The organism is Kamptonema formosum PCC 10802, from assembly GCF_000332335.1.
Lineage (GTDB): Bacteria > Cyanobacteriota > Cyanobacteriia > Cyanobacteriales > Oscillatoriaceae > Oscillatoria.
Genome location: NZ_KB235948.1, coordinates 3,945,750 through 3,970,533, shown reverse-complemented (window position 1 = coordinate 3,970,533; position 24,784 = coordinate 3,945,750). Strand labels below are relative to the sequence as shown.

Annotated in this window: 19 protein-coding genes; 11 read left to right on the top strand and 8 right to left on the bottom strand. The window is 53.3% G+C overall.

Annotated elements, in window-relative coordinates; genetic code table 11:
- The first annotated feature begins 105 nt into the window (after positions 1 to 105).
- The 7 genes from galE (at position 106) to OSC10802_RS0117045 (ending at position 7,964) form a co-directional block, all read left to right on the top strand.
- Positions 106 to 1,104, top strand: coding sequence for a UDP-glucose 4-epimerase GalE (gene galE / locus OSC10802_RS0117075; RefSeq protein ID WP_017717985.1), 999 nt, complete (start codon positions 106 to 108; stop codon positions 1,102 to 1,104).
- Positions 1,105 to 1,275: 171 nt separating this feature from the next.
- Entirely contained in the window at positions 1,276 to 2,271 is a 996-nt protein-coding gene (locus OSC10802_RS40630) for a WD40 repeat domain-containing protein (RefSeq protein ID WP_017717984.1), read from the top strand.
- Positions 2,272 to 2,434: 163 nt separating this feature from the next.
- On the top strand, positions 2,435 to 3,418 hold the full coding sequence (locus tag OSC10802_RS0117065; protein ID WP_017717983.1) for an alpha-ketoacid dehydrogenase subunit beta: 984 nt from the start codon (positions 2,435 to 2,437) through the stop codon (positions 3,416 to 3,418).
- 265 nt (positions 3,419 to 3,683) lie between these two features.
- Complete coding sequence (secD, locus tag OSC10802_RS0117060) at positions 3,684 to 5,099, top strand: protein translocase subunit SecD (RefSeq protein ID WP_017717982.1); 1,416 nt, start codon at positions 3,684 to 3,686, stop codon at positions 5,097 to 5,099.
- Positions 5,100 to 5,113: 14 nt separating this feature from the next.
- Positions 5,114 to 6,097: a protein translocase subunit SecF gene (secF, locus tag OSC10802_RS0117055; protein WP_017717981.1), complete on the top strand. Its 984-nt coding sequence runs from the start codon at positions 5,114 to 5,116 to the stop codon at positions 6,095 to 6,097.
- 56 nt (positions 6,098 to 6,153) lie between these two features.
- The gene (locus tag OSC10802_RS0117050) at positions 6,154 to 7,332 is read left to right on the top strand and encodes a glycoside hydrolase family 10-like protein (protein ID WP_026098571.1); all 1,179 of its coding nucleotides are present in this window, start codon (positions 6,154 to 6,156) and stop codon (positions 7,330 to 7,332) included.
- Between the two features lie 176 nt (positions 7,333 to 7,508).
- Positions 7,509 to 7,964 carry a C6orf136 family protein gene (locus OSC10802_RS0117045; protein WP_017717979.1) on the top strand — a complete coding sequence of 152 codons (456 nt, stop codon included), beginning with the start codon at positions 7,509 to 7,511 and terminating at the stop codon, positions 7,962 to 7,964.
- A 43-nt stretch (positions 7,965 to 8,007) separates the two neighbouring features.
- Here the strand turns inward: OSC10802_RS0117045 and OSC10802_RS0117040 are convergent, their stop codons facing one another.
- The gene (locus tag OSC10802_RS0117040; protein ID WP_155968817.1) at positions 8,008 to 10,377 is read right to left on the bottom strand and encodes a PAS domain-containing sensor histidine kinase; all 2,370 of its coding nucleotides are present in this window, start codon (positions 10,375 to 10,377) and stop codon (positions 8,008 to 8,010) included.
- A 337-nt stretch (positions 10,378 to 10,714) separates the two neighbouring features.
- Positions 10,715 to 10,918 carry a hypothetical protein gene (locus OSC10802_RS50145; protein WP_155967970.1) on the bottom strand — a complete coding sequence of 68 codons (204 nt, stop codon included), beginning with the start codon at positions 10,916 to 10,918 and terminating at the stop codon, positions 10,715 to 10,717.
- Positions 10,919 to 11,064: 146 nt separating this feature from the next.
- On the opposite strand from OSC10802_RS50145, the gene OSC10802_RS0117030 reads away from it, so the two are divergent.
- On the top strand, positions 11,065 to 11,598 hold the full coding sequence (locus tag OSC10802_RS0117030; RefSeq protein ID WP_017717977.1) for a Cif family virulence factor: 534 nt from the start codon (positions 11,065 to 11,067) through the stop codon (positions 11,596 to 11,598).
- 54 nt (positions 11,599 to 11,652) lie between these two features.
- Here OSC10802_RS0117030 and OSC10802_RS53070 read toward each other — a convergent pair whose 3' ends face one another.
- Both OSC10802_RS53070 and OSC10802_RS53065 read right to left on the bottom strand, forming a co-directional pair.
- Positions 11,653 to 11,823 carry a hypothetical protein gene (locus OSC10802_RS53070; protein WP_198525143.1) on the bottom strand — a complete coding sequence of 57 codons (171 nt, stop codon included), beginning with the start codon at positions 11,821 to 11,823 and terminating at the stop codon, positions 11,653 to 11,655.
- Positions 11,824 to 11,952: 129 nt separating this feature from the next.
- Positions 11,953 to 12,366, bottom strand: a complete 414-nt coding sequence (locus OSC10802_RS53065) for a helix-turn-helix domain-containing protein (protein ID WP_026098569.1) — start codon at positions 12,364 to 12,366, stop codon at positions 11,953 to 11,955.
- A 115-nt stretch (positions 12,367 to 12,481) separates the two neighbouring features.
- Between OSC10802_RS53065 and OSC10802_RS0117020 the strand changes: the two genes are divergently transcribed.
- On the top strand, positions 12,482 to 13,591 hold the full coding sequence (locus OSC10802_RS0117020) for an alkene reductase (RefSeq protein ID WP_017717976.1): 1,110 nt from the start codon (positions 12,482 to 12,484) through the stop codon (positions 13,589 to 13,591).
- 173 nt (positions 13,592 to 13,764) lie between these two features.
- Here the strand turns inward: OSC10802_RS0117020 and OSC10802_RS0117015 are convergent, their stop codons facing one another.
- Positions 13,765 to 14,790, bottom strand: a complete 1,026-nt coding sequence (locus OSC10802_RS0117015; protein ID WP_017717975.1) for a ParA family protein — start codon at positions 14,788 to 14,790, stop codon at positions 13,765 to 13,767.
- A 228-nt stretch (positions 14,791 to 15,018) separates the two neighbouring features.
- Positions 15,019 to 15,900, bottom strand: coding sequence for an alpha/beta fold hydrolase (locus OSC10802_RS0117010; RefSeq protein WP_017717974.1), 882 nt, complete (start codon positions 15,898 to 15,900; stop codon positions 15,019 to 15,021).
- Between the two features lie 439 nt (positions 15,901 to 16,339).
- Here OSC10802_RS0117010 and OSC10802_RS0117005 point away from each other — a divergent pair, with 439 nt between their 5' ends.
- The gene (locus tag OSC10802_RS0117005) at positions 16,340 to 17,308 is read left to right on the top strand and encodes a hypothetical protein (RefSeq protein WP_017717973.1); all 969 of its coding nucleotides are present in this window, start codon (positions 16,340 to 16,342) and stop codon (positions 17,306 to 17,308) included.
- Positions 17,309 to 17,396: 88 nt separating this feature from the next.
- On the opposite strand, the gene uvrA is transcribed toward OSC10802_RS0117005, so the two are convergent.
- Complete coding sequence (uvrA, locus tag OSC10802_RS0117000) at positions 17,397 to 20,381, bottom strand: excinuclease ABC subunit UvrA (RefSeq protein WP_017717972.1); 2,985 nt, start codon at positions 20,379 to 20,381, stop codon at positions 17,397 to 17,399.
- Between the two features lie 414 nt (positions 20,382 to 20,795).
- Between uvrA and OSC10802_RS0116995 the strand changes: the two genes are divergently transcribed.
- Positions 20,796 to 22,175: a B12-binding domain-containing radical SAM protein gene (locus OSC10802_RS0116995; protein ID WP_017717971.1), complete on the top strand. Its 1,380-nt coding sequence runs from the start codon at positions 20,796 to 20,798 to the stop codon at positions 22,173 to 22,175.
- A 191-nt stretch (positions 22,176 to 22,366) separates the two neighbouring features.
- Here the strand turns inward: OSC10802_RS0116995 and OSC10802_RS45420 are convergent, their stop codons facing one another.
- A complete protein-coding gene (locus OSC10802_RS45420; RefSeq protein ID WP_017717970.1) occupies positions 22,367 to 24,295 on the bottom strand; it encodes a pentapeptide repeat-containing protein in 1,929 nt (642 codons plus the stop codon).
- Between the last annotated feature and the right edge of the window lie 489 nt (positions 24,296 to 24,784).

Below are 24,784 nucleotides of genomic sequence, written 5' to 3'. Positions count from 1 at the left end.
CAGTAACTGTAGGGGCAGTCCCCCCGTGGCTGCCCCATCTCTTGCTGGTACGAATCATTTAGAAGCGCTAGTATATTAACTCAAATCAATTGCAACGGATTAAAAGTGTCACAAGTTAAACCAACGATTTTAGTAACGGGTGGAGCCGGATATATTGGCTGCCATGCAGTGCTGGCGCTGCAACGCGCCGGCTATCCGGTGGTCATTCTGGACAACCTGGAGTACGGGCACCGGGATATTGTAGATAAGGTGCTGCAGGTCGAGCTGATTGAGGGGGATACGAACGACCGCGCCTTGCTCGACCGGCTGTTTGCGGAGCACCCGATTGCAGCGGTAATGCACTTTGCTGCTTATATTGCTGTCGGTGAGTCCGTCAACCATCCGGGCAAATACTACCGCAATAACGTCACCGGCACTTTAACGCTTCTGGAAGCGATGCAGGCAGCGGGAGTGGACAAACTGGTGTTTTCTTCCACTTGCGCCCTCTACGGAATTCCCAGCATCCTTCCCATTCCGGAAGAGCATCCCGAAAATCCCATCAGTCCCTACGCCAGGAGCAAGTGGATGGTGGAGCGAATTCTATCTGATTTTGATGTCGCGCACAACTTAAAATCAGTTTGTTTCCGCTACTTTAATGCTGCCGGTGCCGATCCGAGCGGGTTGCTGGGGGAGGACCACGCGCCAGAAACTCACCTGATTCCGCTGCTGTTGCTAGCAGCCCTGGGCAAACGGGAATCCATCTCGATTTTTGGCACGGATTACCCCAACCCAGATGGCACTTGCATTCGAGACTACATTCACGTCAACGATCTGGCATCCGCCCATGTTTTGGGGATAGAGTATTTGTTGAAAGGTGGAAAAAGTGAAGTATTTAACTTGGGAAATGGCAGTGGCTTTTCTGTCAGAGAAGTGATAGAAACAGCCCGGTCGGTAACCGGACGGGAGATTAAAACGGTGGAGTGCGAGCGGCGCGCGGGCGATCCGCCGGTGCTCGTAGGCAGCAGCGACAGAGCCAGAAACATCTTGGGCTGGCGTCCGGAGTACCCCAACTTAAGTGAAATTGTGGCTCACGCATGGCAGTGGCACCAAAAGCGCCACGCCTGACTCACCCCCCAGGAAAAGCCGCGCTGTTTCGGCGCGACTGCTGGGCGAGTTCCTGTAAAATCCGTCTAAATCCTGATTAGAATCAAATTATCGATCGGGTGCGGCGATTGGGGCGCAGCCCACCTGACACACCCCACCATTTAAGCAGACGCACCGGCGATCCCTATCCCCATGTCTTGGCAAAACGCCCAACTAATTCGCACCATTTCCGAACGTTCAGGCCCAGTGGCCGGTCTGGCATTCAGCCCCGACGGCCAGATTCTGGTCAGCGGCAGCTGCGACAGTGCCGTCAAGCTGTGGCACTTGGAAACAGGCGAACGGCTGCACAGCCTGTTTGGCTATCCCTTAGGCGTCAACGCCGCTGCCATCAGTCCCGATGGCCAGATTCTGGCAATTGGCGCTCCTGACGGCACCGTCGATCTGTGGCAGCTGCCCTCCGGCGCGTACCGGCGACCGCAAGGATCGCCGCTGCGCAGCCTCCGGGGGGGCGGGCGAGTCACCGGCCTCGCCTTCACCCCCGATGGCCAAACCCTGATTTCGGGCAGCGATGACTCCTTTTCCGATACCGTATTTGCCACACCGGCCCGCTCTGGGCCCTCCGGAGCCGGCGGTGGCAGTGGGGGAACCCTCCACCTCTGGCAGGTGCGCACCGGCGTGCTGCTGGGCAGCGCCTGCGAGCCATCTGCGCCGGTGAACGCTGTGGCGGTCAGCCCCGACGGCAAACTTCTGGCCAGCGGTCACCGGGACAGCAGCGTCAAACTCTGGCAGCTCAGTGCCGGCGGGTTCCAGCAGTCGCACACCCTCAGTGGCCATGCGGACGCCGTTTACTCCGCCGCCATCAGCCCGGGCGGCGAGATGCTGGCCACCGGCAGTGGGGACAGGACAGTCAAGCTGTGGCACCTGCCGGCAGGCACGGAATGCCACACCCTGAAAGGTCATGCCGATGCGGTTTATGCCGTCGCCTTCAGCCCGAAAGGCCAGACAGTCGCCAGTGGCAGCGGGGACGGCACCACAGCGATTTGGGACACCGGCACAGGGGAGCGACTGCACACCCTCACGGGAGACTCCCAGCAGTCACACGCAGTGATGACGGTCGCCTTCAGTCCCGATGGCCGCACCCTGGTCAGTGGCAGTGGGGACGGCACCCTCAAGATTTGGCGGGCATAGGGTATGGGGCATCGGGCGTGGGGCAGAAGCAATTCATCCCCAATCCTTGCATCTTTGTATCCCCAATCCCAAATCCTTGCATCCCAAATCCTTGCATCCAAAATCCCCTAAACTGACTGTTTATTGCTATAATAGGAGTTTGACCAATTAAACTGCTTAGAAAATGGCCGAAACGCTTTTCTTTAACGCCCTCCGGGCAGCCATAGATGAAGAAATGGAGCGCGACCCAACCGTATTCGTCCTCGGCGAAGACGTGGGCCACTACGGGGGCTCCTATAAAGTCACAAAAGACTTATACAAAAAATATGGCGAACTGCGGGTTCTGGACACGCCGATCGCCGAAAATAGCTTCACCGGCATGGCGGTGGGAGCGGCAATGAGTGGCCTGCGGCCCATTATCGAAGGCATGAATATGGGCTTCCTGCTGCTCGCCTTCAACCAAATTTCCAACAATGCCGGCATGTTGCGCTATACTTCCGGCGGCAACTTCAAAATCCCAATGGTGATTCGCGGTCCGGGGGGTGTGGGGCGGCAGCTGGGGGCAGAGCACTCCCAGCGCCTAGAAGCATACTTCCAGGCGGTTCCGGGTTTGAAAATCGTCGCCTGCTCGACTCCCTACAACGCCAAAGGTCTGCTAAAATCCGCCATCCGCGACGAAAATCCGGTGCTGTTCTTCGAGCACGTCCTCCTGTACAACCTCAAAGAAGACCTGCCTGAGGAAGAGTACCTGCTGCCCCTGGACAAGGCGGAAGTGGTGCGCAAAGGCAAAGATGTCACAATCCTCACCTATTCCCGCATGCGCCACCACGTCACGCAAGCAGTGAAAACGCTGGAAAAGGAGGGCTTCGACCCGGAAGTGATCGACCTGATTTCCCTCAAACCCCTTGACTTTGAGACCATCGGTGCCTCCATCCGCAAAACCCACCGGGTGATTGTGGTGGAGGAGTGCATGAAAACCGGCGGCATTGCGGCGGAAGTCATTGCCTCGATTAACGACCGGCTGTTTGACGAGCTGGATGCGCCGGTGCTGCGGCTGTCCTCTCAGGATATTCCAACGCCTTACAACGGCACCCTGGAACGCCTGACAATCGTGCAGCCCGAGCAAATTGTGGAAGCGGTGCGGAAAATGGTGGGCCTGCGAGTTTAAGAGATTTTGGATTTTGGATTTTGGATTTTGGATTGAAAAGAGAAGTGGGAAATCTAAAAGCTAAAAGCTAAAATCTAAGAGAAAGAGATTTTGGATTTTGGATGGGGATTTTGGATGAAAAAGAGAAGGAAAGAATCTAAAATCAGAAAGCTAAAATCTAAAATTGAGAGATTTTGGTGGGAGGGTTTTGGATGAAATCTAAAATCTAAAATCTAAAATCTAAAATCTAAAATCTAAAATCTAAAATCTAAAATCGGTTGGGAGCATGCAAAAACAGACTTCATTAATGGCATTAATCGCCGTCCTGGCAATCGCCGCAATAGCGGTGCTGGCTACGGTTCCGATCCGGCTGGGGCTGGACCTGCAGGGAGGGTCGCAGCTGACCATTCAGGTGAAACCTTCCGAACAGGTGAAAACAATTGACGCTCGCGTTTTGGAAGCGGTTCAAAAGGTGGTAGAAAATCGGGTGAACGGGCTGGGCGTGTCGGAAGCCTTAGTCCAGACATCCGGTTCAGATCAAATTCTCGTGCAGCTGCCCGGGGTGAGCGACCCCCAACAGGCAGAGCGCGTGCTCGGCGGCACGGCGCAGCTGGAGTTCCGCAAAGAAACAAACAATGGGGAACTGACAGCTGAATTGGATGTCAGAAAGCAAGAATTCCAGCAATTACTGTCCAAACAGGCGGAGTTGGAAGGGAAGGGAGACGCAGCGGCAGTGGCACAAAACGAAGCCGCTCTCAAACAGAAAAATGAGCAAGTAGAGGCGCTCTCCACCAAACTCTATGAAAGCGTGGGATTAACCGGCAAAAACCTCAAAGATGCCTACGCTCAACCGACATCAGCCGGCAACCGCTGGGAGGTGGGCCTCAACTTTGATGCCGAGGGGGGCGAAAAATTTGCGGAGCTGACCAAAAATCTGGCCGGCACAGGACGCCGAATTGGCATTTTCCTCGATAATAAGCTGATAAGCGCTCCCGTAGTCGGGCCGGAATTTGCGCAAACCGGCATCACCGGCGGCAGGGCGGTGATTACCGGCAACTTTACCGCAGAATCCGCCAACGAACTGGGGGTGCAGCTGCGGGGCGGGGCGCTGCCGGTGCCGGTGGAAATTGTGGAAAACCGCACTGTGGGCGCGACGCTGGGACGAGACAGCATCAAGCGCAGCATCTATGCCGGGATTGGCGGGCTAGCGTTGGTGCTGGTATTCATGGGAGTCTACTACCGGCTGCCCGGGCTGATCGCGGATGTGGCGCTGACAATCTACGCCCTGCTGACAATGGCCAGTTTTGCGCTGCTGGGCGTCACCCTGACTTTGCCAGGAATTGCCGGTTTTATCCTCAGCATCGGCATGGCGGTTGACGCCAACGTGCTGATTTTTGAGCGCACAAGGGAAGAACTGCGAACCGGCAAGACGCTGTACCGCTCGGTTGAGTCCGGTTTTTACCGCGCCTTCTCCAGCATTCTAGACGGCAACGTGACGACGGTGATTGCCTGTGCGGCGCTGTTCTGGCTGGGAACCGGTCTGGTGAAGGGCTTTGCCCTGACTCTCGGACTGGGGGTGGCGGTGAGTATGTTTACCGCCATTACCTGCAGTCGCACCCTGCTGTTATTCGCCCTCGGCTTTCCAGAGTTGCGCAAACCGCAACTCTTTTGTCCCAACCTGCCGGTGGCAACTAAATCTTAGGCGGAGGCAGCCAGATGAAATTGAATGTGATCAAACAGCGCTCGTTTTGGTGGGCGCTGTCTGCAGCCATCATCCTCAGCGGGCTGATTGCGATGGCCATTTCTTGGACGCGGCCAGATATCCGCGCCCCCCTGCGTCCCAGTCTGGATTTCATCGGCGGGACGCGGCTGGAGTTTGAGCTCGACTGCACAAAACCCAACAATTGCGCTCGCCCGATCGATCTCGCCGCCGTCCGGCAAGTGATGGACGCCCAGGGGTTGGCCAACAGCAGCATCCAAGTGGTAGACCGATATGCCGTTTCGATCCGCACAAAAACATTAGATGTGGAGCGGCGCACCCAGCTGCAAACGGCGCTGAGTGAAAAAATTGGTGCCTTTGACCCGAAGAAAACCAAAATTGACACGGTTGGCCCGACTCTGGGAGGTCAGATTTTTGCCTCTGGGCTGCTGGCGGTGATTGTCTCTTTCGCCGGCATCACGGTTTACCTGACGTTTCGGTTCCAGCTAGATTACGCCTTTTTTGCCTTCGTGGCCCTGTTCCACGACGTTTTGATTACGGTTGGCATTTTTTCGATTCTCGGCTTGGTGCTGGGCGTGGAAGTGGACAGCTTGTTTATCGTCGCCCTGCTCACAATTATCGGGTTCTCGGTTAACGATACGGTGGTGATCTACGACCGGGTGCGGGAGGTGATTAACCTCCATCCAAACCAGCACATTAACCAGATTGTTGATGATGCGGTGAATCAAACGCTCACCCGCTCGATCAACACGACCCTCACCGTACTGCTGACGCTATTTTCTATCTTTCTGTTTGGGGGGGAAACGCTGAAATATTTTGCCCTGGCTCTGATTATTGGCTTCACTGCCGGCGCTTATTCGAGCATTTTTATTGCCAGTACGCTGCTGGCGTGGTGGCGAGAGCGCACGGGTCAGGCTATTCCCGTGCCGGCAGGCGGGCCAGAACCTCCTGAAATATCCGCTCAATCGGATAAAGCTTAGGTTAGAGGGGGAGAGGGGGAGATTCCCCATCCCCCCATTTTCTGGATGGCAAAACTATGGAAACGCGCGGCGTTTGGCTGACGAATACTGACAGTAAGGTTCTCACGTCAAGGCAAAGAATTGCTGAGGCGATGGACTTCCTCGCCGATACGGGATTTAATGTGGTGTTTCCCGTGGTTTGGAATAAGGCTCGCACTCTCTATCCCAGTCCAGTGATGCGGGAGACGTTTGGGGTGGAGATTGACCCGCTTTATGCCGGTCGCGATCCTTTGGCAGAATTGATTGAAGAGGCTGGCCGGCACCGCCTGGCTGTGATACCCTGGTTTGAATACGGATTCGCCAGTTCCTACAATCTGAATGGCGGTCACATGCTGGCCAAAAAACCGGAGTGGGCGGCTCGCGATATCACCGGCAAGCTGCTGAAAAAGAATGGCTTTGAGTGGATGAACGCCCTCGATCCGGAGGTGCAGAAATTCCTCTTGAGTTTGGTGGTGGAAGTTGCCAGCAATTACGACATTGACGGCATTCAAGGAGATGACCGAATGCCGGCGTTTCCCTGCGAAGGGGGTTACGACTCGGCAACTGTGGATCGCTACTGCAAGGCGTTTAATTGCAATCCGCCGCACAACCCCAAAGACCCGCAATGGGTGCAGTGGCGTGCGGATATTCTTACAGATTTTTTAGCACATCTTTACCGAGAAGTCAAGAGCGCCAAGCCAAATTTAATTGTGTCGCTGGCTCCGAGTATCTACAAGTGGAGTCTGGATGAATACCTGCAAGACTCGAAAGGTTGGGTTGAGCGGGGGCTGGTGGATATTATCCACCCGCAGGTATATCGCCGCGACTTTAATAGTTATAAAAGTATTATCGACCGGCTGGTGAGCGAGCAGTTTGCGCCTGAACAGCGGCTAAAGCTCGCTCCCGGCATTTTGATAAAGCTGGGTTCGTACCGGATTAGCCCCGAGTATTTGTTGCGGGCGATTGAGTACAATCGCTCTCGCGGGATTCAAGGGGAGGTGCTGTTTTTTTATGAAGGTTTGCGAGAGGATGGCGGCGCTCTGGGGAAGGTGTTGCGAGCCGGTCCTTATAAAGATGCGGCAGAATTTCCTTCTGTTGCGCAGCTGACGCTACCAGGAGCAGAGATTTTACCGCCTCGCTCCTTGAAATATCCCGCTTCCGAACTTTTGCGGCGTTCGATCGGGGTGTTTCGCAATCTTTTTTCAGGCCCGGGCTAATACTATTTTACCCAAGGTGTGCTAGGAGGCAGAGCCTCCAAAAGCGGCGTTCCCAGCCTGAGGCTGGGAAGGAGGGGAAACGAGGGGAAAATTTCAGAAACCCGGTTTCTTTAAGAAACCGGGTTTCTGGGCACCCAGCGGTTGCGCAAATCATTTAGAACTGCTATATAATAGCGATGTTAAAGAGTGAGGGGGTTGGCGTGAGCGAATATCAATTGCAGGTAAAAGGGGTAGTGGAGACGCTCGAAAAGGACTTGCCGGCGCTTTTTGAGAGAGATATCTCCTACGACATCTACACGAACGATATCTACTTTAAAGACCCGGTTAACACGTTTAAATGGAAATTTAATTACCGGATTATCTTTTGGACGCTGCGATTTCACGGCCAGCTCTTCTTTACGGAATTGTATTTCGACCTTCACGACGTGAATCAGACAGCGGAGGACACGATTTTAGCCAATTGGACTGTTCGCGGGGTTTTGCGAGTTCCCTGGAAAGCTCGCGTGTTTTTCAATGGCTACTCGACGTACAAACTGAACCCTGATGGCTTGATATACGAGCATATCGACACTTGGGACCGCAGTCCTGGGGAGATTTTGAAGCAATTTATCCGAAAGGGAGGGGAGAGCTGAGTGGGTGGGGTGCGTTATTAAGCGTTATTAACGCACCCCACTTTTACTCACAGGGTTGCCGGAGGGGAATTTCTATGACAAACTCTGTCCCCTCACCGAGAGCGGAAATGAACTTCAACCGCCCCTTGTGTTTTTCCACGACAATCTGATAGCTAATAGACAGACCCAACCCCGTGCCTTTGCCGACCGGCTTGGTGGTAAAAAAGGGGTCAAAAAGTCTCTGCTTGACTTGCTCTGGAATGCCAGCACCGCTGTCGGCAATTCGGATGGAAATCCAGTCCTCGTTGATCTGTTCGGTGCGGATACGGATGGTGCTGCGATGCTGCCGGTTTTCAGAAAGCAATTGCAGCCGGCTGTATTCTTCCAGGGCGTCGATGGCATTAGCCAAAATATTCATAAACACCTGGTTGAGCTGCCCGGGGTAACATTCCACCTCTGGCAAATTGCCATATTCTTTGATGACCTCAATGCCGGGACGTTCTGTCTTGGCTTTGAGCCGGTGCTGCAAAATCAGCAGGGTGCTGTCAATTCCTTCGTGAATGTCCACCGGCTTCATCTGGGCTTCATCCAAGCGGGAGAAGTTGCGCAAGGACACGACAAGCTCGCGGATGCGGTCAGCGCCCAGCTTCATAGAGGAAAGCAGTTTGGGCAAGTCTTCGGCGAGAAAATCGAGGTCAGTGGCTTCTATTTCCGCTTGAATTTCCGGCGCGGGGCTGGGATAGTGCTTGATGTAGAGGTTGATGAGGTTGAGCAAGTCTTGAGCGTACTGACTGGCGTGAGTGATATTGCCGTAGATGAAATTGATGGGGTTATTAATTTCGTGGGCGAGACCGGCAACCAGCTGCCCCAGACTGGAGATTTTTTCAGTTTGAATCAGTTGAGCTTGAGTGCGCTGCAGTTCGCGTAAAGTTTTTTGCAGCTGAGTGGCCTGCTCTCGATATCGCGCCTCGGATTGCCGCAGCGCTTCTTCTACCTGTACGCGGGGGGTGATGTCCCGCGCAATTCCAACCAGCCCCATAATATTTCCTTGCGCGTCCCGCCAAACGCTTTTCGTAGAGAGATACGTCCGCTTATCTCCCACTATCGAGACATCTTCTTCAAGGATTTTTTCCGCGCCCTCTGTCAGAATTTTCCGGTCTATCTCCCTGACTTTACGGGCGACTTCTGGCGGCAAAAAATCGCTGTCCTCCCGCCCGACAATCTCTCCCACCGGCTTTCCAAGCATCGGGGCACTGGCCGCGTTAACCATTAGGTAGCGCCCCTCAATATCCTTGACAAAAATGGCATCGGTTGTGCTTTCAATGACAGCCTGCAACAGGTTATAGCTTTTCTGGCGCTCGGCGATCTCTTTTTGCAATTCATCGTTGGCTTTCAGAAGCTGTGCTGTGCGATCCTCCACTCTATTTTCTAGCTGTTCATTCACCTGTTTGAGGGCGGCTTCCGCTCGCCAGCGCTGGCCATCGACAATACCCAGGGCTCTGGCATTCCACCAAATCAGGGCGGCGAAAATGATGACGGTCAAGATGCAAAACAGCGAGATCGCCATTTCGGCAGTGTAGACATTCGAGCGATACCAGGCTAATATTAAATAGCCCACAGCTGGCGGAATAGCTGTCACAGCTGGGGACAGCCGTCTGGCCATGATTCCGCCGGCATGATCGCTGGCGATAAGCGCCATCAAGCCCCGGTCTGGACGGGCAAAGAGAATGCCGAGGCACAGTAAAATGAAGGCAAAGGCTGTGTGCGCCGCCATTGCTGTGTAGGAGGAGCCGGCTTTGTAAAAATAGGTATTGCCATAAACATAGCCTAAGAAACCCAGGAAGCCAATCAAGAACGCTCCCAAACTAAAGAACTGGGCGGGAAGATAGTTGGGGCGGGGCGCACTCAGCAGAAGTAGGGCAGAGCCTAGCAAGAGAAAAGCCAGGGCGGTATTGGGTGCCATCCGTCCTGGGGCGGAGGTTGCAACTGCGCTGGCGCTGTCTTTGAACAGGAGTTCATCAATGCCAAAGTCTGCCTGAAAGCTGTACTGAATCAGGGTGAGCAGACTGATAAGAATGACGGTAATTGCTAAGCAAGAAGAAACAAGCAACAGGGGAGAAGCAAGAGAGTTTCTCCCGCTTTCCGCCGAGCCAGATCCGATTCGGCGTGCGAGAGGCTGGCCCGCTCGCTGGCTTCCCAAGTGCCACAGCCGCAAGGAGACTCCAGTGAGAATGAAGCAAATGGCTGTGTTGGCTTTCATACTGACCAGTCCGGGCAAGAGGCTTTTGAGGGTTGCGATGTCGAATATCCAACCCAAGAGGACAGCACAGCCAATCAGGGCTATCGCAAGGCTGGCTTTTCGGGAAAAGGATTGCAGTGAGGCGCTGGGGGTTGAGGTCTGGGCAATCTCTAGTATGTGGGATAAACCTTCCATTTGCGTGACGCGAGAGCTTTTTTGGCGCAGCTTACCATAATCGCAAAAAATGTAGCGCAAAAAGTGTGACAATTCTTACAAAGACTGCGCGTGCGGCTTAAGACTTGCTTAAGAGTTTGCCCCAGCCGGCGCTGGCGCGTGGCCACCGCAACAAAAGTTAACCCACCGGCTGCCGGTGCTGCTGGTGTGGGAGTCTGGCAACGCCGGGCTCTTTCTTCTGCGACCCCCAGTGCCGGCCAAGGGAATTTTGCAGGTCTAACAGACGGAAGTTAAGATTAGGTGAAGCCTCCGTTAAACTCTGGCATGCAACTCAGAGGTAAAGCGTTTTTCTGTCAGCTCAAAGCGCACTTCTTGGCTCGGTTTCACCGGCACTTTGCGGGGTGGCGGTAGGATGGGATGAAGTCACTGGCGGCGGGGATGTGTCGCAGGAGTGAAGGGATGCCGGTGAGGGATTGAAAGCCGTCAGGTAATTTGACTCATCTGGGTCGATTCCCGGGATAAAATTTGCTGCAAAACAGGAAATAAATTTGTAGCTTGACACAAGTTTATTTTTGTGATACTATTAATCTAGCGTTTCTCATATCAATGAGGGGCTGAGAAACCCGGTTTCTTACAGAAACCTGCTTTTTGAGGCGCACTCCATCCAACTGAGAACCGCTATAAGTGCATTTCGGGGTCGCATCTGTTATGTCTGTTCTCACAGAGAAATTATTAAAAACTTCACGGCTAGCTGCTGGGCTGAGCTTGTTAATGATTAGTTCTAGTGTCAGTGCTTGCCAGCAAGCAGAAAAGGCTTTAACGAGCTGGAACGAACCTCTGGCAAAAGCAGAAGGAAAGAGGCCAGAAGAGCAGCTCTCTCAGGCGAACAATCAAATAGAGGCCATCAAAGCAGCCGTGTATGAAAATCTGAGAGCCTTGCAAAGAGAAGATTTAGAAGGGTATCTTGCCACGATTGACCCAGGATCTCCGGTTTTTGAAGTGACAAAAGCTCTGACGCAAAACCTGTTTAATGACTATGACTTGAAATATGAGCTGAATAGCCTGGAGGTGATTAATATTGCAGGAAGTGAAGCCAAAGTGAGGGTCACTCAGACCACCATAAAAATTGCGGGACCCGACTTCAGGAATAATAGGGCAGCCGTCATACATACGTTAAGGAAAACAAATGGCCGGTGGAAATTATTCAGGACAGACGTGGAGAAAATCGAGAGTTTGAATTAGATGTATAGCAGTATTCACTTAGGTTAGGACAGTAGGACAGGCGGGACGCCTGTCCTACGCCTTTTCCCCTAGGCCACTGATGTCGTAACCAATATGACTGCTGCTATAACTCTTGTGACGCGCTTGTGGGACAGTTTGTGGGGGCGGGCGAGACGCCCGATAGCGCAACGCTGCGCCTTCGCCGGTGGCACTCGCCCGCGATTCTTGGCGGATCGCAAAAATCAAACCGGCTTTCGCGGCTGCTGCCTCACCGGAATTGCGACAGAAAATTCCGCACCCTCTGCCGGCAGAGAAACGATTTTCCCCTGTATTTCCCGCCCAAGGCTGGCGAAAATCGGCAGCCAGCGGTTTTGTTCATTTTACAGGATAGCACGAAATGAGTTTTTGCCGGCGGTACCGCCGGCAAGATCGGAAACTTCTATCTTTTACTTTTCCCGATAAGCCTTGGGGGTGATGCCGGTGAGCTGGCGGAAGTGTTTGGTAAAGTGACTTTGGTTGGCTTTCCCCGCACGCCAAGGCAACATCAGCAAGGGGGAGTCTCCGCTCTTTCAGCAACCCTTTGGCGCGCTCCACCCGCTGCTGAATCACATACTGATAGGGCGCGACGCCCATTGACTGGCTGAACAGCCGGCAGAAATAATACTGGCTCATTCCCGCAACTTCTGCCATGTCTGGCAGTGCCAGTTCTTGGTCTAAATGAGCTATCGGTTGGGGCGCAAACCGTTGCTGGCTGTATCCGCTGCCCTCTAAGGGATTGCAGGCACCCAAAGCAATTTCTCGTGCCCAGGTTACGCCTGGGCACGAGGGAAAGCTGTAGCCGCAGGCGGCGTACCTGCCTCCGGAACGTGGTAAATTATTAAGTGTGCATTAAGGAGAACACTCAATGTCATCTGTAGCGTCTGAAAATACTGCTCAACCCAACCTATTTACCCCGGCGCAACTGGGACCGCACACCCTGCCCAACCGGCTCGTGATGGCTCCCCTGACGCGCCTGCGGGCGACCGGCGGCGTGCCGCAACCGCTGATGGCAACCTACTACGCGCAGCGAGCCTCAGCGGGGTTAATTATTACTGAGGCTGCGATGGTTTCTCCCCTGAGCAATGGCTATATGAATTGCCCGGGAATCTACTCGCAGGAACAGGCAGACGGTTGGCGGCGAGTTACTGAAGCTGTTCGCGATAAGGGAGGGCGGATTTTCTTGCAACTTTGGCACAGCGGGCGCATCGCTCACCCCGCTCTCCTGAATGGGGAAATGCCGGTTGCGCCCAGCGCTATCGCCGGTGTGGGGCAACTCCACACCCCGATTGGGAAAGTAGAGCTGTCCACTCCCCGCGCCCTGGAAACCGGTGAAATTCCAGAGATTGTCGAGCAGTTCCGCAAGGGGGCTGAAAAGGCCAAGGCTGCAGGATTTGACGGGGTTGAGCTGCACGGCGCTTTTGGGTATCTTCTTGAGCAATTTTTGCTCGATGGCTCCAATCAGCGTACCGATAAATATGGGGGATCGATTGAAAACCGCGCCCGATTTGTGCTAGAATTGGTAGAAGCTGTGACCGGGGTCTGGGGTGGCAATCGCGTGGGGATTAAACTTTCTCCCAGCAATACCTTCTACGGCATGAAGGACTCAAACCGCAAAGAGACTTTCAGCTATGTTATCCAAGCCCTGAATCGCTTCGATCTAGCCTACATTCACCTGATGGAGCCCAATGAGGCGGATGTGGCCACCGGCGAGGCGATCGATCCCGTGCTGCCGGTGTTCCGCCCGCTTTACAAAGGTACGGTTATCGCCAATGGGGGCTATGATAAAGATAAAGCCAATGCTGTTCTGGCAAGCGGTGATGCGGACTTAGTTTCGTTTGGCCGGCTGTTTATTGCCAATCCTGACTTGCCAAAACGCTTTGAACTGAATGCGGAATTGAATCCGCCGGCAGATCCCAAAACTTTCTACGGTGCCGGTGAGGCGGGATATACCGATTACCCGTTCCTCGAACTGTAGACGGCTTGAGAGAGCGATCGAATTTCTGCAGGAGTTCTCTCGTTCCCAGGCGGAGCCTGGGAACGAGGTTCTGGAGGCTCTACCTCCTTTATCCAACAAGCCGGTTAAAAGTCTAACAGCTTATTGTGGCTTTATTTTTATAATAAAGCCCAAGTCACGAACTCCCTCGCCCTTTAGAAAAGAGAGGAAATATGAACTTCCGTCTGCTGAGCGATTTTTTCAGCTAAAGCCTGAAAATCTCGGCTCACATTTCTGACCGCAGAAGTGTGAGCGCCAATAGCCCCATCAGCCGGCTTTAAGTGGAAGATAGGCTTGTGAGCTTCCTGAGCCATCGGCATCAAACTCTGGTAGTTCTTGAGCAGCGCCAGACAGTGAGGGTCGTCTGCCACAGAAATGCCGCCATCCTCAGGCTGATTTAACACAGCGTCTCGATAAACTGTCGGGATGCGGGCAATCCAGCGGTTGTATGCCTTCACGGGACGATCTAGCCTGACTGAGTGCTGCAAAACAACATAACCAACCGGCTGCATCCGACCTTCTGGCAACTGCAAATCAGGTGCTGGGTTCTTCTTCAATCTATCTTTCCAGTTTTCTCGCCAGCGTCGCAAAGTGGGGCCCAGGTTGCGCAAGCCCTGCAAAGAAAACAAATCTGGAGAAAGCGGCACAACAACCCAATCCGCTGCAATCAGTGCGGCGCGATTAATCGCCCCTAAATTTGGCCCTAAGTCCATTAAAATCACATCAGCTTTGTGTGCGGTGGCTGTCTTCTGCATCATTCTCCAAAAGGCAGATATGACACGGAAGGCGCGCTCATCGCCATCCATGCACTTGGGCCACACTTCTGAGAGCTGGTCTTCAAAAGCTGAAAGTGATAAATCCCCGACTAAAAGTGCCAGTTTTCCGCCCCATAATGACAGCTGTTCTTCGACATATTCCAAGTGAGGCTCTGCAATATCACCGATGGCTCTAATCAGAGGCTGCACGCATCCAAAGACAGTGTTGGGATGATTCCCCTCTGGCCAAAGTTCTTCCAAGCGATCGTCATCCAAAAAGGCAGCTGTGAGGTTCGCTTGCGGGTCGAGATCCGCTGCAACCACCCGAAACCCCAGATCGCTGTACATCCATGCCAAGTGATACACCAGGGAAGTTTTGCCAACTTTTCCTTTGTTATTAAAGAAAGCAATAATCCTGCTCTTCATAATCTTCTCACGATCGTGACTGTAACTTGGGCATCTTCGACAGCGATCCGGAGGTGGGTTGCCGTTCTTCCGAAGCTCTTTGCGTCCTTTTTCACAGCACTTCCCTGCAGGGGGTGCTGCCACCGGCTTCAAGTACAGCCCCCTACAAGAGGGCGGAGTCTCGGCTACCCGCCGCATGCCGGCAGCTTCCGACTCTCTCCCCCATTATCGCCCCCCTCTTGCTCCCTGTCAACCCCCAGACAAATCCTCGCTCAAAAACTCTCGCATGTACTGGTTCACCAACTCCGGTTTTTCCTGCTGCACCCAGTGGCTGCAATTCGGGATGTACCGAATTTGAAAATCTTCCACATACGCTTCTGTGCCGTAGGTTAATTCCGTGCCGAGAGCCGTGTCATTCTCCCCCCATATCATCAGCGCCGGAACGCGCAGCACCCCCCACTGGTCTGGGTTGAAAAAACTTTGAAAAATGTTGCGGTAGTAATTGATACTGGCGGTGAGAGCGCCCCGTTTTGCGGCGGCGTCTTTATAGGCTTCGATATCTTCCCGCGTGAAGGCGCTTTTATCGACTGCCATCCCCCTAAAAAATTCGTCAATGAGCTGATAGTCATTCCACTGGAGCCACAGCTCGGGCAGCACCGGCATCTGGAAGAAAAAGATGTACCAGCTCCGCTGCAGCTGTTGCGGATTGCTGCGCAGCGCCTCAGAAAATTTCGCCGGGTGGGGAATATTCATCACAATCAGCTTCTCCACCATTTCCGGATGCGCGTAAGCGAAAAACCAGGCAATCACGCCCCCCCAGTCGTGCGCCACCAAGACGCAGCTTTCATAGCCCAACCCCTTGATTACGCCTCCCACATCTTTGACGAACTCCTCCATCACGTAAGCGGATTGCTCTTTGGGTTTGTCGCTGTCGTTGTAGCCCCGCAAATCGAGCGCGACGACTTTATGATCTTTGGCAAATTCCGGAATTTGGTGACGCCACGAATACCAGAACTCAGGAAACCCGTGCAGCATGAGCATCAGCGGGCCCTTTCCTTGGGTGACATAGTGCAGTTTCACCCCATTTGCGGTGATGTATTCGTGTTTCCAAGACCCCTCTAGCACAGACATATATCCTCCTCAACCTTTATGAGATGCCCGCCAATGGGTGCGGCAAAATTCAGACGCGCTAAACCGCGTTTCTAGAACAAGTAGGGTGGGTGGCGCGCCCGCGCACACCACCGGCATTATATCACATTTATATCACATTTCAATGGGGATCGCCTCTGCCCCCGGCACCTGAAGTGGGGTGCGTTCCCGACAGCCAAAATTCAGACCCGATAAATCCCGTCTCTGCAAGAAGTGGGGGGCGTGACGCCAGCCGGCACGCTATATTATATCACATCCCACTGCCGATTGCCTCTGCCCCCGGCAGTAGTAGGGTGCGTTCCGCAAAGCAGAACGCACCCCACCGGAAAAATTAAGTTTTGTAAAACCCTCACGAAAAACCCGGAAACCTGTGGGAACAGTCGGTACACATGTCGTAAACTATAAACCACTAAAATCGCTGATGGCTACTGATTATATCCTATTTATACACGGTGTCAACACCCGCGAGAAGCGGGAACAGCCGGCTTACGCCGACAAGCTTTTTAAGCTGATTCAGGGAAACGCAGGGTCATCCCTGAAGCTGAAAAAGATAACCCTTTACTGGGGAGATGTCAACAAAACCGAAGAGGAAAAACTCCTAACAAGACTAAAAGCCTCGAACGAGATTTGGGATAAGCTTTGGTTCAAAGACTTCCGCGCCAATCAGCTGTTGCAGTTTGCTGGCGATGCCGCTCTTTACCTCAGCCGGCACGTCGGTTCCAACGTTGTCGAGAGGCTCAAAGATCAGGCAAGGACAGCGCTGTACACTCCGGATGGATCGAAGCGCTACAACCCCGAAACAGACCGGCTGCACCTCGTAACTCACAGTTGGGGTACAGTCATTCTATTTGACATCCTGTTTGCTGACCGTTGGGGCGACGAAAACACGCCCGAAGCTAAGAGAGTGCCCGGCTCTAAAGATGTCATGGAAATTCGCGAATTTTTGTCCGGATTAGCCCCCAATCCGGGGGATGGCATCCGTCTGGCCAGCATTCACACAATGGGCTCGCCGCTCGCCCTATTTAGCCTGATTAGCGTCAATGGAAGCAGTCACGACTTTCAACCCCTGCTCAACCAGATGCTGGAGGCACTTTACAAGAGAGTGCGCCAGCAGCTACCTTGGATAAACTTTATCCATCCAGGCGATCCTGTAGCTTGGCCACTGGCAAACCTCATGTTCGATCTGGTGGATGACGAGGAAAAATACCTCGACTTTCAAGACGCGATTACCCAAAAGGCTGACTTTTCCGACTGGATAACCGAGTCGGTGAGCCAGACAATGCTCGCCCTGCTGCATGGCGGCGACGCCCACGACAGTTACTGGAGGAGCGAAGAAGTCGCCAAAAGAATCGCCGAGACGATTAAAAAAACATCTGCCCCTCCCTTGTAGAGACGCGATTTAGTCCCAGAAACCGGGTTTCTTAAAGAAACCCGGTTTCTTGACTTTCAACGGAAAAGCAGGTTAAAAGCCTAAGAGCTTATCGCATCCCCACAGCCCCCTTTGGCGGATGCTGCGCCAGTACCATCTTCAAATATTGCCCGGTATAAGAGCGCGGAGAATTCGCCACATCCTCCGGGGTGCCGGCAGCAATCACCTCACCCCCCTTATCTCCGCCTTCGGGTCCCAAATCAATCACCCAGTCGGCGCTGCGAATCACATCTAAATTGTGCTCAATCACGATAATCGAATTCCCCTTATCCACCAGCCGCTGCAGCACATTCAGCAGCTGGTGCACATCATAAAAAGACAAGCCCGTCGTAGGCTCATCTATTAAATAAAGCGTCTTCCCCGTAGCGCGGCGAGACAGTTCAGATCCCAGCTTCACCCGCTGCGCCTCACCTCCAGACAGGGTGGGCGCGGTTTGCCCGAGGCGGAGATAACCCAACCCGACATCCGCCAAAGTTTGCAACCGGCTCGCCGCCCTGGGGATATTCTTAAACACCTCCACGGCTTCTTCCACCGTCATATCCAAAACTTCGGCAATCGATTTCCCCTTGTACTTCACCTGCAAGGTTTCCCGGTTGTACCGCGCCCCCTTGCAAATCTCGCACTGCACGTACACATCCGGCAGAAAGTTCATCTCAATCACATTCACGCCCTGTCCGCCGCAAGCTTCGCACCTCCCGCCTTTAACATTGAAGGAAAATTGCCCTGGCTTGTAACCCCTCGCCTTGGCTTCAATGGTTTCCGCAAACAAATCCCGAATCACGTCAAACACGCCGGTGTAAGTCGCTGGGTTAGAACGCGGAGTTCTCCCGATCGGAGACTGGTCAATCACAATGGCTTTGTCAATTGCATCGAGCCCCTCTATCGCATCCATCTCCTTGGGAAAGGCAACTTTGCGCGTCAGGTGGTGCTGCAGGGAGGGATAGAGCAACTCGTTAATTAAAGTGGATTTCCCCGAACCCGACACGCCGGTGATGCAGACGAGTTTGCCCAACGGAATCTCAACCTCGATGTTTTTCAGGTTGTTGCGGCGGGCGTTTTTGATGCGCAGAGAGTTTCCGTTTCCTTCCCGCCTTTGCACCGGCGTCTCTATCACCTTCCGCCCCGACAGGTACGCGCCGGTGAGCGAATCCTCCGCCGCCAGCAAGGTTTTCAAATCCCCTTGCGCCACAATATTTCCGCCGCGAACACCGGCACCTGGGCCAATATCCACAAGATGGTCAGCCGCCCGAATCGTTTCCTCATCGTGCTCCACCACAACCAGCGTATTCCCCAAATCCCGCAATTTCGTCAGCGTGTGCAAAAGCCGCCCATTATCTCGCTGGTGCAGCCCAATGCTCGGCTCATCCAAAACATAGAGCACGCCGGTTAAACCGGAACCGATTTGCGTCGCGAGACGAATCCGCTGCGCTTCCCCACCGGAGAGCGTCATTGCCGGTCTGTCCAAAGTCAAATAATCCAGCCCCACATCCAGCAGGAATTGCAGCCGCGCCCGAATTTCCCTGAGCACCAAATCAGCAATCTTGGCTTGTCGCTCGCTCAACTTCAGCTGATTAATCCGCTCCACGCACTCTTTAATCGATGCGCCGGTTAACTCCGCAATCCGGTACTGCCCCATGCGCACGGAAAGCGCTTCCGGTTTCAGACGCTTTCCCTGACAGGCTTCACAGGGCTGGCACACAAGATACTGCTCCAGCTTCTGCTTTTGCAGCTCCGAAGCTGTCTCCTCATACTGGCGCTGGAGGAAACTCAGCACGCCGGGGAAGTGCCGGTGATAGCCCCTCTCGCCTTTCATCACAATAGGATCTTCCCCACCGTGCAGCACAAAATGCTGCTGGTATTCAGTCAGTTTCTTCCAAGGCGTGTCGATATCAAAGCCACAAGTTTTACCGACAGCGCACAGCAGCGAGAAATAGTAAGGGTTCTCCTTGTCCGCCCAAGGCGCGATGGCGCTACTCACCGGCGCGTCTGGGTCTGCAACCACCAAATCTGGCGAAAAAGTCCGCAAGAAACCCAACCCGTGACAGCTCGGGCACGCCCCATAAGGCGAGTTAAAAGAGAACAGTCGCGGGGAAAGTTCTTCCATTACCGCCCCATGTTCCGGACAGGCAAAGTTTTCCGAAAACACCAATTCTTGCGGAATTCCTTCAGATGGGAGACTTGCATCTTTTGGCGGGTTTGTGCTATAATTATTCCCACGCCGCGCAGCAGCTGTCTCGGCGGATGTGTCATTTAATATCTGGATGACGGCAATTCCGCCGGAATGGCGCAGGCAAGTGGTGAGGGAATCGACCAGACGCTCCTGCAGGTCGGGCTTTTTGATCAGCCGGTCGATAACGATCTCGATGGTGTGGGTGTGGTTTTTATCAAGCTCGATAGTTTCATCGAGCGCTCGAATTTCGCCATCCACCCTGACGCGCACAAATCCTTCCGAGGCTAAACTGGACAGCAGCTTCTGGTGGGTGCCCTTTTTGCCGCGCACGACGGGGGAGAGGATTTGGAAGCGCGTGCGGTCGGGGAGTTCCATGATGCGGTCGCACATCTCGTCGATGGTTTGGGGGGCGATGCAGCGGTCGCAGATGGGACAGTGGGGCTCGCCGGCACGCCCGAACAGCAGGCGCAGGTAGTCGTAAATCTCGGTGACGGTTCCGACGGTGGAGCGCGGGTTGTGGGAGGTGGATTTTTGGTCGATGGAGATGGCGGGGCTGAGTCCCTCGATGGCGTCCACATCGGGTTTGTCCAGCTGTCCGAGGAACTGGCGGGCGTAGGCGCTCAGGGATTCGACATAGCGGCGCTGTCCTTCGGCGAAGATGGTGTCGAAGGCGAGGGAGGATTTGCCGGAACCGGAGACGCCGGTGAACACGATCAGGCGATCGCGAGGCAATTCCAGGTCGATGTTCTTCAGGTTGTGCTGTCGAGCGCCGCGAATGCGGATGGTATTGCCCTGGCGGGGCGGGTTGTGGCCATTTGGCGATGAGGCTGGCTGGGCGTCTGGGATGCCGGCGGGGTCAAACATGAGGACAGGGCGTAACAGTGCTTAATAATTTTAGCGCTGCCCATTATAAACCCGACTGCATCGAGGGAGAGACAGGGGGCATGGCTGCTACAAGAGAAAGGATATGTGAGGGCCATTGGGGCTTAAGGCAGCCAAAGCGGAATGCCAATTCCCCCCGGAAGAGGGAGTGTGACTTGACAGTTGCTGATTATTGTGCAATATTTATAGAGACGGTAGGGGCGATTGCTTGTTAACGTTTCTGACCCCCGGCTGCGCTTGAGCCGGAGTGTGCGAAGTCCCTGATAGAGAAAGAGAGACTTTGATGGTGAGTGAGAGGGAGTGTAACTTTAAACAACAGGCGTTAGTTGAAACAGAGAAACGATCTTATCCAGCTGGTAACTCTATTGAAGACTCCGTTGAGAAAGAAGAGCATCTATGAAAGTCAAAATGATATTGCCCGCTCTAACAGAAGCCCTTAGTCCTTTTTGGAGACCGATTAAGTATCATCTCTTTCCACCCCTGGGATTAGCAACGATCGCGGCCTTTTTCGATCCAGATGACGAGATCGATCTGCAAGACGAACATATAGAAAGCATCAATCTCAATGACGAACCCGATCTCGTCGTAATTCAGGTCTACATTACTTCAGCATATCGAGCTTATGAGTTGGCAGATCGCTATCGAAATAAAGGCGCGTATGTGGCTATGGGGGGTTTGCATGTCACTTCATTACCGCAGGAAGCCGCTCAACATGCTGACACAATGTTCTTAGGGCCAGGTGAGGATACTTGGCCTCAATTTCTCCAGGATTTCCGGGCTGGACGCGCCGCCCCGGTATATCAGTCTAAAATCCGATCGCTAGTAAATGCTCCCCCAATTCGTCGGGATTTAATTAAGCGCCATCACTACCTTATTCCCAACTCCATAGTGGTTTCTAGAGGGTGTCCTCACCACTGTGACTTCTGTTATAAAGATGCCTTTTACAAGGGCGGCAAATCCTTCTACACTCAACCTGTAGACCAGGCTCTAGCTGAACTAGAGAAATTACCTGGAAAACACGTTTACTTTTTGGACGATAATCTATTTGCTCGGGAAGATTTTGCAGCTGAGTTATTTGAAGGAATGAAGGGAATGGGACGAGTTTGGCAGGCAGCAGCTACGGTGCAATCAATTCTGAAGCCTGGAATTTTAGAAAAGGCAGTCAACGCTGGATTGCGGAGTTTATTTGTTGGGTTTGAAACCCTCAACCATCACAATCTGCGAGAACAGCACAAATACCACAATCTCAATCGGGATTACAGTGCTGCAATTCGGCGGTTACGAGAATACGGCGTCATGGTCAATGGCAGTTTTGTTTATGGTATGGATAGCGATGATAAAACTGTTTTTGATCTAACAGTTGAATGGGCTATCAGTCAGGGCATTGAGACGGCAACGTTTCATATTTTGACTCCCTATCCAGGTACGCCTCTGTACGAAAGGATGTTGGCTCAAAAGCGCATTACCACTCACAACTGGGATCTCTATGACACGCGCCATGCCGTCTACCGCCCGATGCAGATGAGCGTTGAAACATTGGAGGAGGGGTATTGGCACTCTTATCAAGAGTTTTACCGATGGAGTTCTATCTTTAAAGGCGCTTGGACAAAGGACAATTTAGCTGATCGCTTGCGTCACCTTGCTTATGCAGGAGCCTGGAAAAAAGCAGAACCTATCTGGGATCTAATTATTCGGCTCAAGCAAGTCAATCAACTGCTGCCGACACTTGAAAGTCTTTTAACCAGTTTTGGTCATCACTCGTCAAATGGATCTTAAATCAGCATTGCATCGCATTACCCTCGTTCCCAGCCTGAGGCTGGGAACGCCCCTTTAGAGGCTCTGCCTCGTTTCTAGAACAAGCAGATTAAAATTACAGACACAGATGCCTCAAGGTATAAAGATTGGGATTGCCGGCGGCTGAAGGCGCTTCAATCCAAAACCGGCATCGCCACAGCGCCAAACCGCGCCTACTGGTGCTTTGTGCCATCGGGCATAATTGCTCCCTCCAGCTTGGCACCCTCCAGTTTGGCACCCTCCAGTTTGGCACCGTGCAAGTTGGCACCCTTGAGGTTGGCACCCTTGAGGTTAGCACCCTTGAGGTTAGCATTCTCCAAATCGGCACCCCCCAGATCGGCATTTTGCAGGTAAGCACCCTCCAGATTGGCATTCGACAGACCGGCACCCCCCAGCTTGGCACTCCCCAAGTTGACACCCACCAGGTCGGCATCCCCCAACTTGGCACCGGCCAGGTTAGCATTGGACAGGTCGGCATCCTCCAGGTTAGCATCCCCCAGGTCGGCACCCTTTAAATCAGCCCCCTTCGCTCCTTGATTAACAATCCGCCAGACTAAACCCCATTTGTCATCCAATTTGGTGTCCTTGTCGATTTTGACATCCCCCAAGTCGGCACGCTCCAGCTTGGCACCAACCAAGTTCGCACCCGCCAGATTGGCAGCCTTGAAATTAGCACCCCTGAGATTAGCATCCCCCAAGTTAGCACCCCTGAAATTGACACGCTCCAGGTTGGCATTCCACAGGTTGGCACCCTCCAGATTAGCACCTTCCAGGTTGGCAGCCTCCAGGTTGGCACCCTCCAGATTGGCACCTTTTAAATCAGCCCCCTTCGCTCCTTGATTAACAATCCCCCACACGAGACGCCATTTATTATCCAGTTTAGTATCTTTGTTAATTTGGGCACTCTTGAATTTGGCAAGCCTCAGGTTGGCACCCTCCAAGTCAGCACCCTCCAGGTTGGCACCCTTGAGGCTGGCACGCCACAGCTTGGCACCCCCCAGGTTGGCACCCCCCAGATTGGCACCCTCCAGGTTGGCATCCCCCAGGTTGGCATCGCCCAGATTGGCATTTCCCAACTTGGCACCTCCCAAGTTGGCAAGCTGGAGATCGCACGCTCGACATTCTTTAAATAGCAGCAACCTCGCGATTGTACTGTATTGCCACAGCATAAATAAAGCCAAACAAATTGCAGCCGAGACGGCGACTGCGCTGAGAAGGGGGAGCCTTTTTCTCCGTTTTACAGTGCGGAATTTACTCTCTGCCAGAGTTCCCTCACCAGCAACATCAACCCGCTTCAGTGCTGCCAAAGCCACACTAGCATTAGCATATCGATCTTTGACATTAGAGGCGACCATCTTTTCCAGCCACCCCGCGAAACGCGGATTGAGTTTAGGAACCAGATGTTTGAAACTAAATCGGTAGTCGTCATCAATTAACTTCCCGACATCCGCGCTGCGAGTGCCGGTGAGCAGGCAAATCAGCGTCGCCCCCAAACTGTATAAATCAGAAGCTTCCGAGATCTGGTGTCCAAATTGCTCCTCCGGCGGCATAAAACCCGGAGTGCCGGTGGTGACGCTGCTGATCGCCAGTTGTCCGCCGCGAATTCGGGGAAAACCAAAATCTACCAGATAAGCGTTAAATTGCTCATCCACCAGGATATTATCCGGTTTGATATCCCAGTGTATGACTGGTGGGTTGAGCTTTTGCAGATCGGCCAAAATTTCTAATACAGAGATAGCTATATACTTAAGGTTTTTCTGCGATAAAGTGGATTTTTCGGCTAAAGACAGCGCATCTTTATATTCCTGCACCAGGCAAAAGCCGTGGGGAGCTTCAAAGGAATCCAAATAGCGGGGAATGCGGGGGTGAGAAAGCTGCTGCAGCACTTCAATCTCGCGCTGATACGCTTTGAAGCCCGACCACTCCGCACCGGCAAGAGCAAAGCGAAAATCTTTGATAACCACCCGCACTTGTTCTGTCTCATCCCCTTGGTTGGGAGGGGTGCTGGTAGCCAGGTAGGTGATGCGCCCCGCTTCTTGGTTGCGTCCAATTTCTCGGATAATCTGATAGCCGTGGCTGGAAAAATCTGGGATTTCGCTCATTTTATTTAACTCCCTGTCGCAGTTGATGTCCGCGACACGCCTGAGTAAGTATATAGCGGTTCTCAGTTGGATAAACTATGGCCCAGAAAGCCGGTTTTAAAAGAAACCGGGTTTCTCAGCACCTCACTAATATGAGAAAAGCTATATTACTTTCAGCTTGGCACAGAATTTTAAAATCCTCTGTAAATTTATACTTTTCTTCACAAAACGCCGGCAGGGGGTGCCGGGGAACTGGCCCAAACAGCATTGGGGCTTAAGGCGGGCAAAGCCGAATATCGATTGCGCCCCCAAGAGGGAGTGTGACTTGACAGTTGCTGTTTATTGTGCAATATTGATAAAAAGGGCAGGGACGATGGCTTGTTAAGGTTTCTGGCCAAGGGCGGCTCGCTTGAGCCGGTGCGAAAGTTTAGTTATAAGGAGGTGTGGGAGTGAGCATCCCGATTATGTAGGGGAGAAGCATTCCGGCGAATAATCTCTCGGGCAAAACCA

Bases quoted from the DNA above. Each gene is read 5' to 3' on its own strand.
- OSC10802_RS40630 (WP_017717984.1), top strand. From the start codon at position 1,276: ATGTCTTGGCAAAACGCCCAACTAATTCGCACCATTTCCGAACGTTCA.
- OSC10802_RS0117065 (WP_017717983.1), top strand. From the start codon at position 2,435: ATGGCCGAAACGCTTTTCTTTAACGCCCTCCGGGCAGCCATAGATGAA.
- secD (WP_017717982.1), top strand. From the start codon at position 3,684: ATGCAAAAACAGACTTCATTAATGGCATTAATCGCCGTCCTGGCAATC.
- secF (WP_017717981.1), top strand. From the start codon at position 5,114: ATGAAATTGAATGTGATCAAACAGCGCTCGTTTTGGTGGGCGCTGTCT.
- OSC10802_RS0117050 (WP_026098571.1), top strand. From the start codon at position 6,154: ATGGAAACGCGCGGCGTTTGGCTGACGAATACTGACAGTAAGGTTCTC.
- OSC10802_RS0117045 (WP_017717979.1), top strand. From the start codon at position 7,509: ATGTTAAAGAGTGAGGGGGTTGGCGTGAGCGAATATCAATTGCAGGTA.
- OSC10802_RS0117040 (WP_155968817.1), bottom strand. From the start codon at position 10,377: ATGGAAGGTTTATCCCACATACTAGAGATTGCCCAGACCTCAACCCCC.
- OSC10802_RS0117030 (WP_017717977.1), top strand. From the start codon at position 11,065: ATGTCTGTTCTCACAGAGAAATTATTAAAAACTTCACGGCTAGCTGCT.
- OSC10802_RS0117020 (WP_017717976.1), top strand. From the start codon at position 12,482: ATGTCATCTGTAGCGTCTGAAAATACTGCTCAACCCAACCTATTTACC.
- OSC10802_RS0117015 (WP_017717975.1), bottom strand. From the start codon at position 14,790: ATGAAGAGCAGGATTATTGCTTTCTTTAATAACAAAGGAAAAGTTGGC.
- OSC10802_RS0117010 (WP_017717974.1), bottom strand. From the start codon at position 15,900: ATGTCTGTGCTAGAGGGGTCTTGGAAACACGAATACATCACCGCAAAT.
- OSC10802_RS0117005 (WP_017717973.1), top strand. From the start codon at position 16,340: ATGGCTACTGATTATATCCTATTTATACACGGTGTCAACACCCGCGAG.
- uvrA (WP_017717972.1), bottom strand. From the start codon at position 20,381: ATGTTTGACCCCGCCGGCATCCCAGACGCCCAGCCAGCCTCATCGCCA.
- OSC10802_RS0116995 (WP_017717971.1), top strand. From the start codon at position 20,796: ATGAAAGTCAAAATGATATTGCCCGCTCTAACAGAAGCCCTTAGTCCT.
- OSC10802_RS45420 (WP_017717970.1), bottom strand. From the start codon at position 24,295: ATGAGCGAAATCCCAGATTTTTCCAGCCACGGCTATCAGATTATCCGA.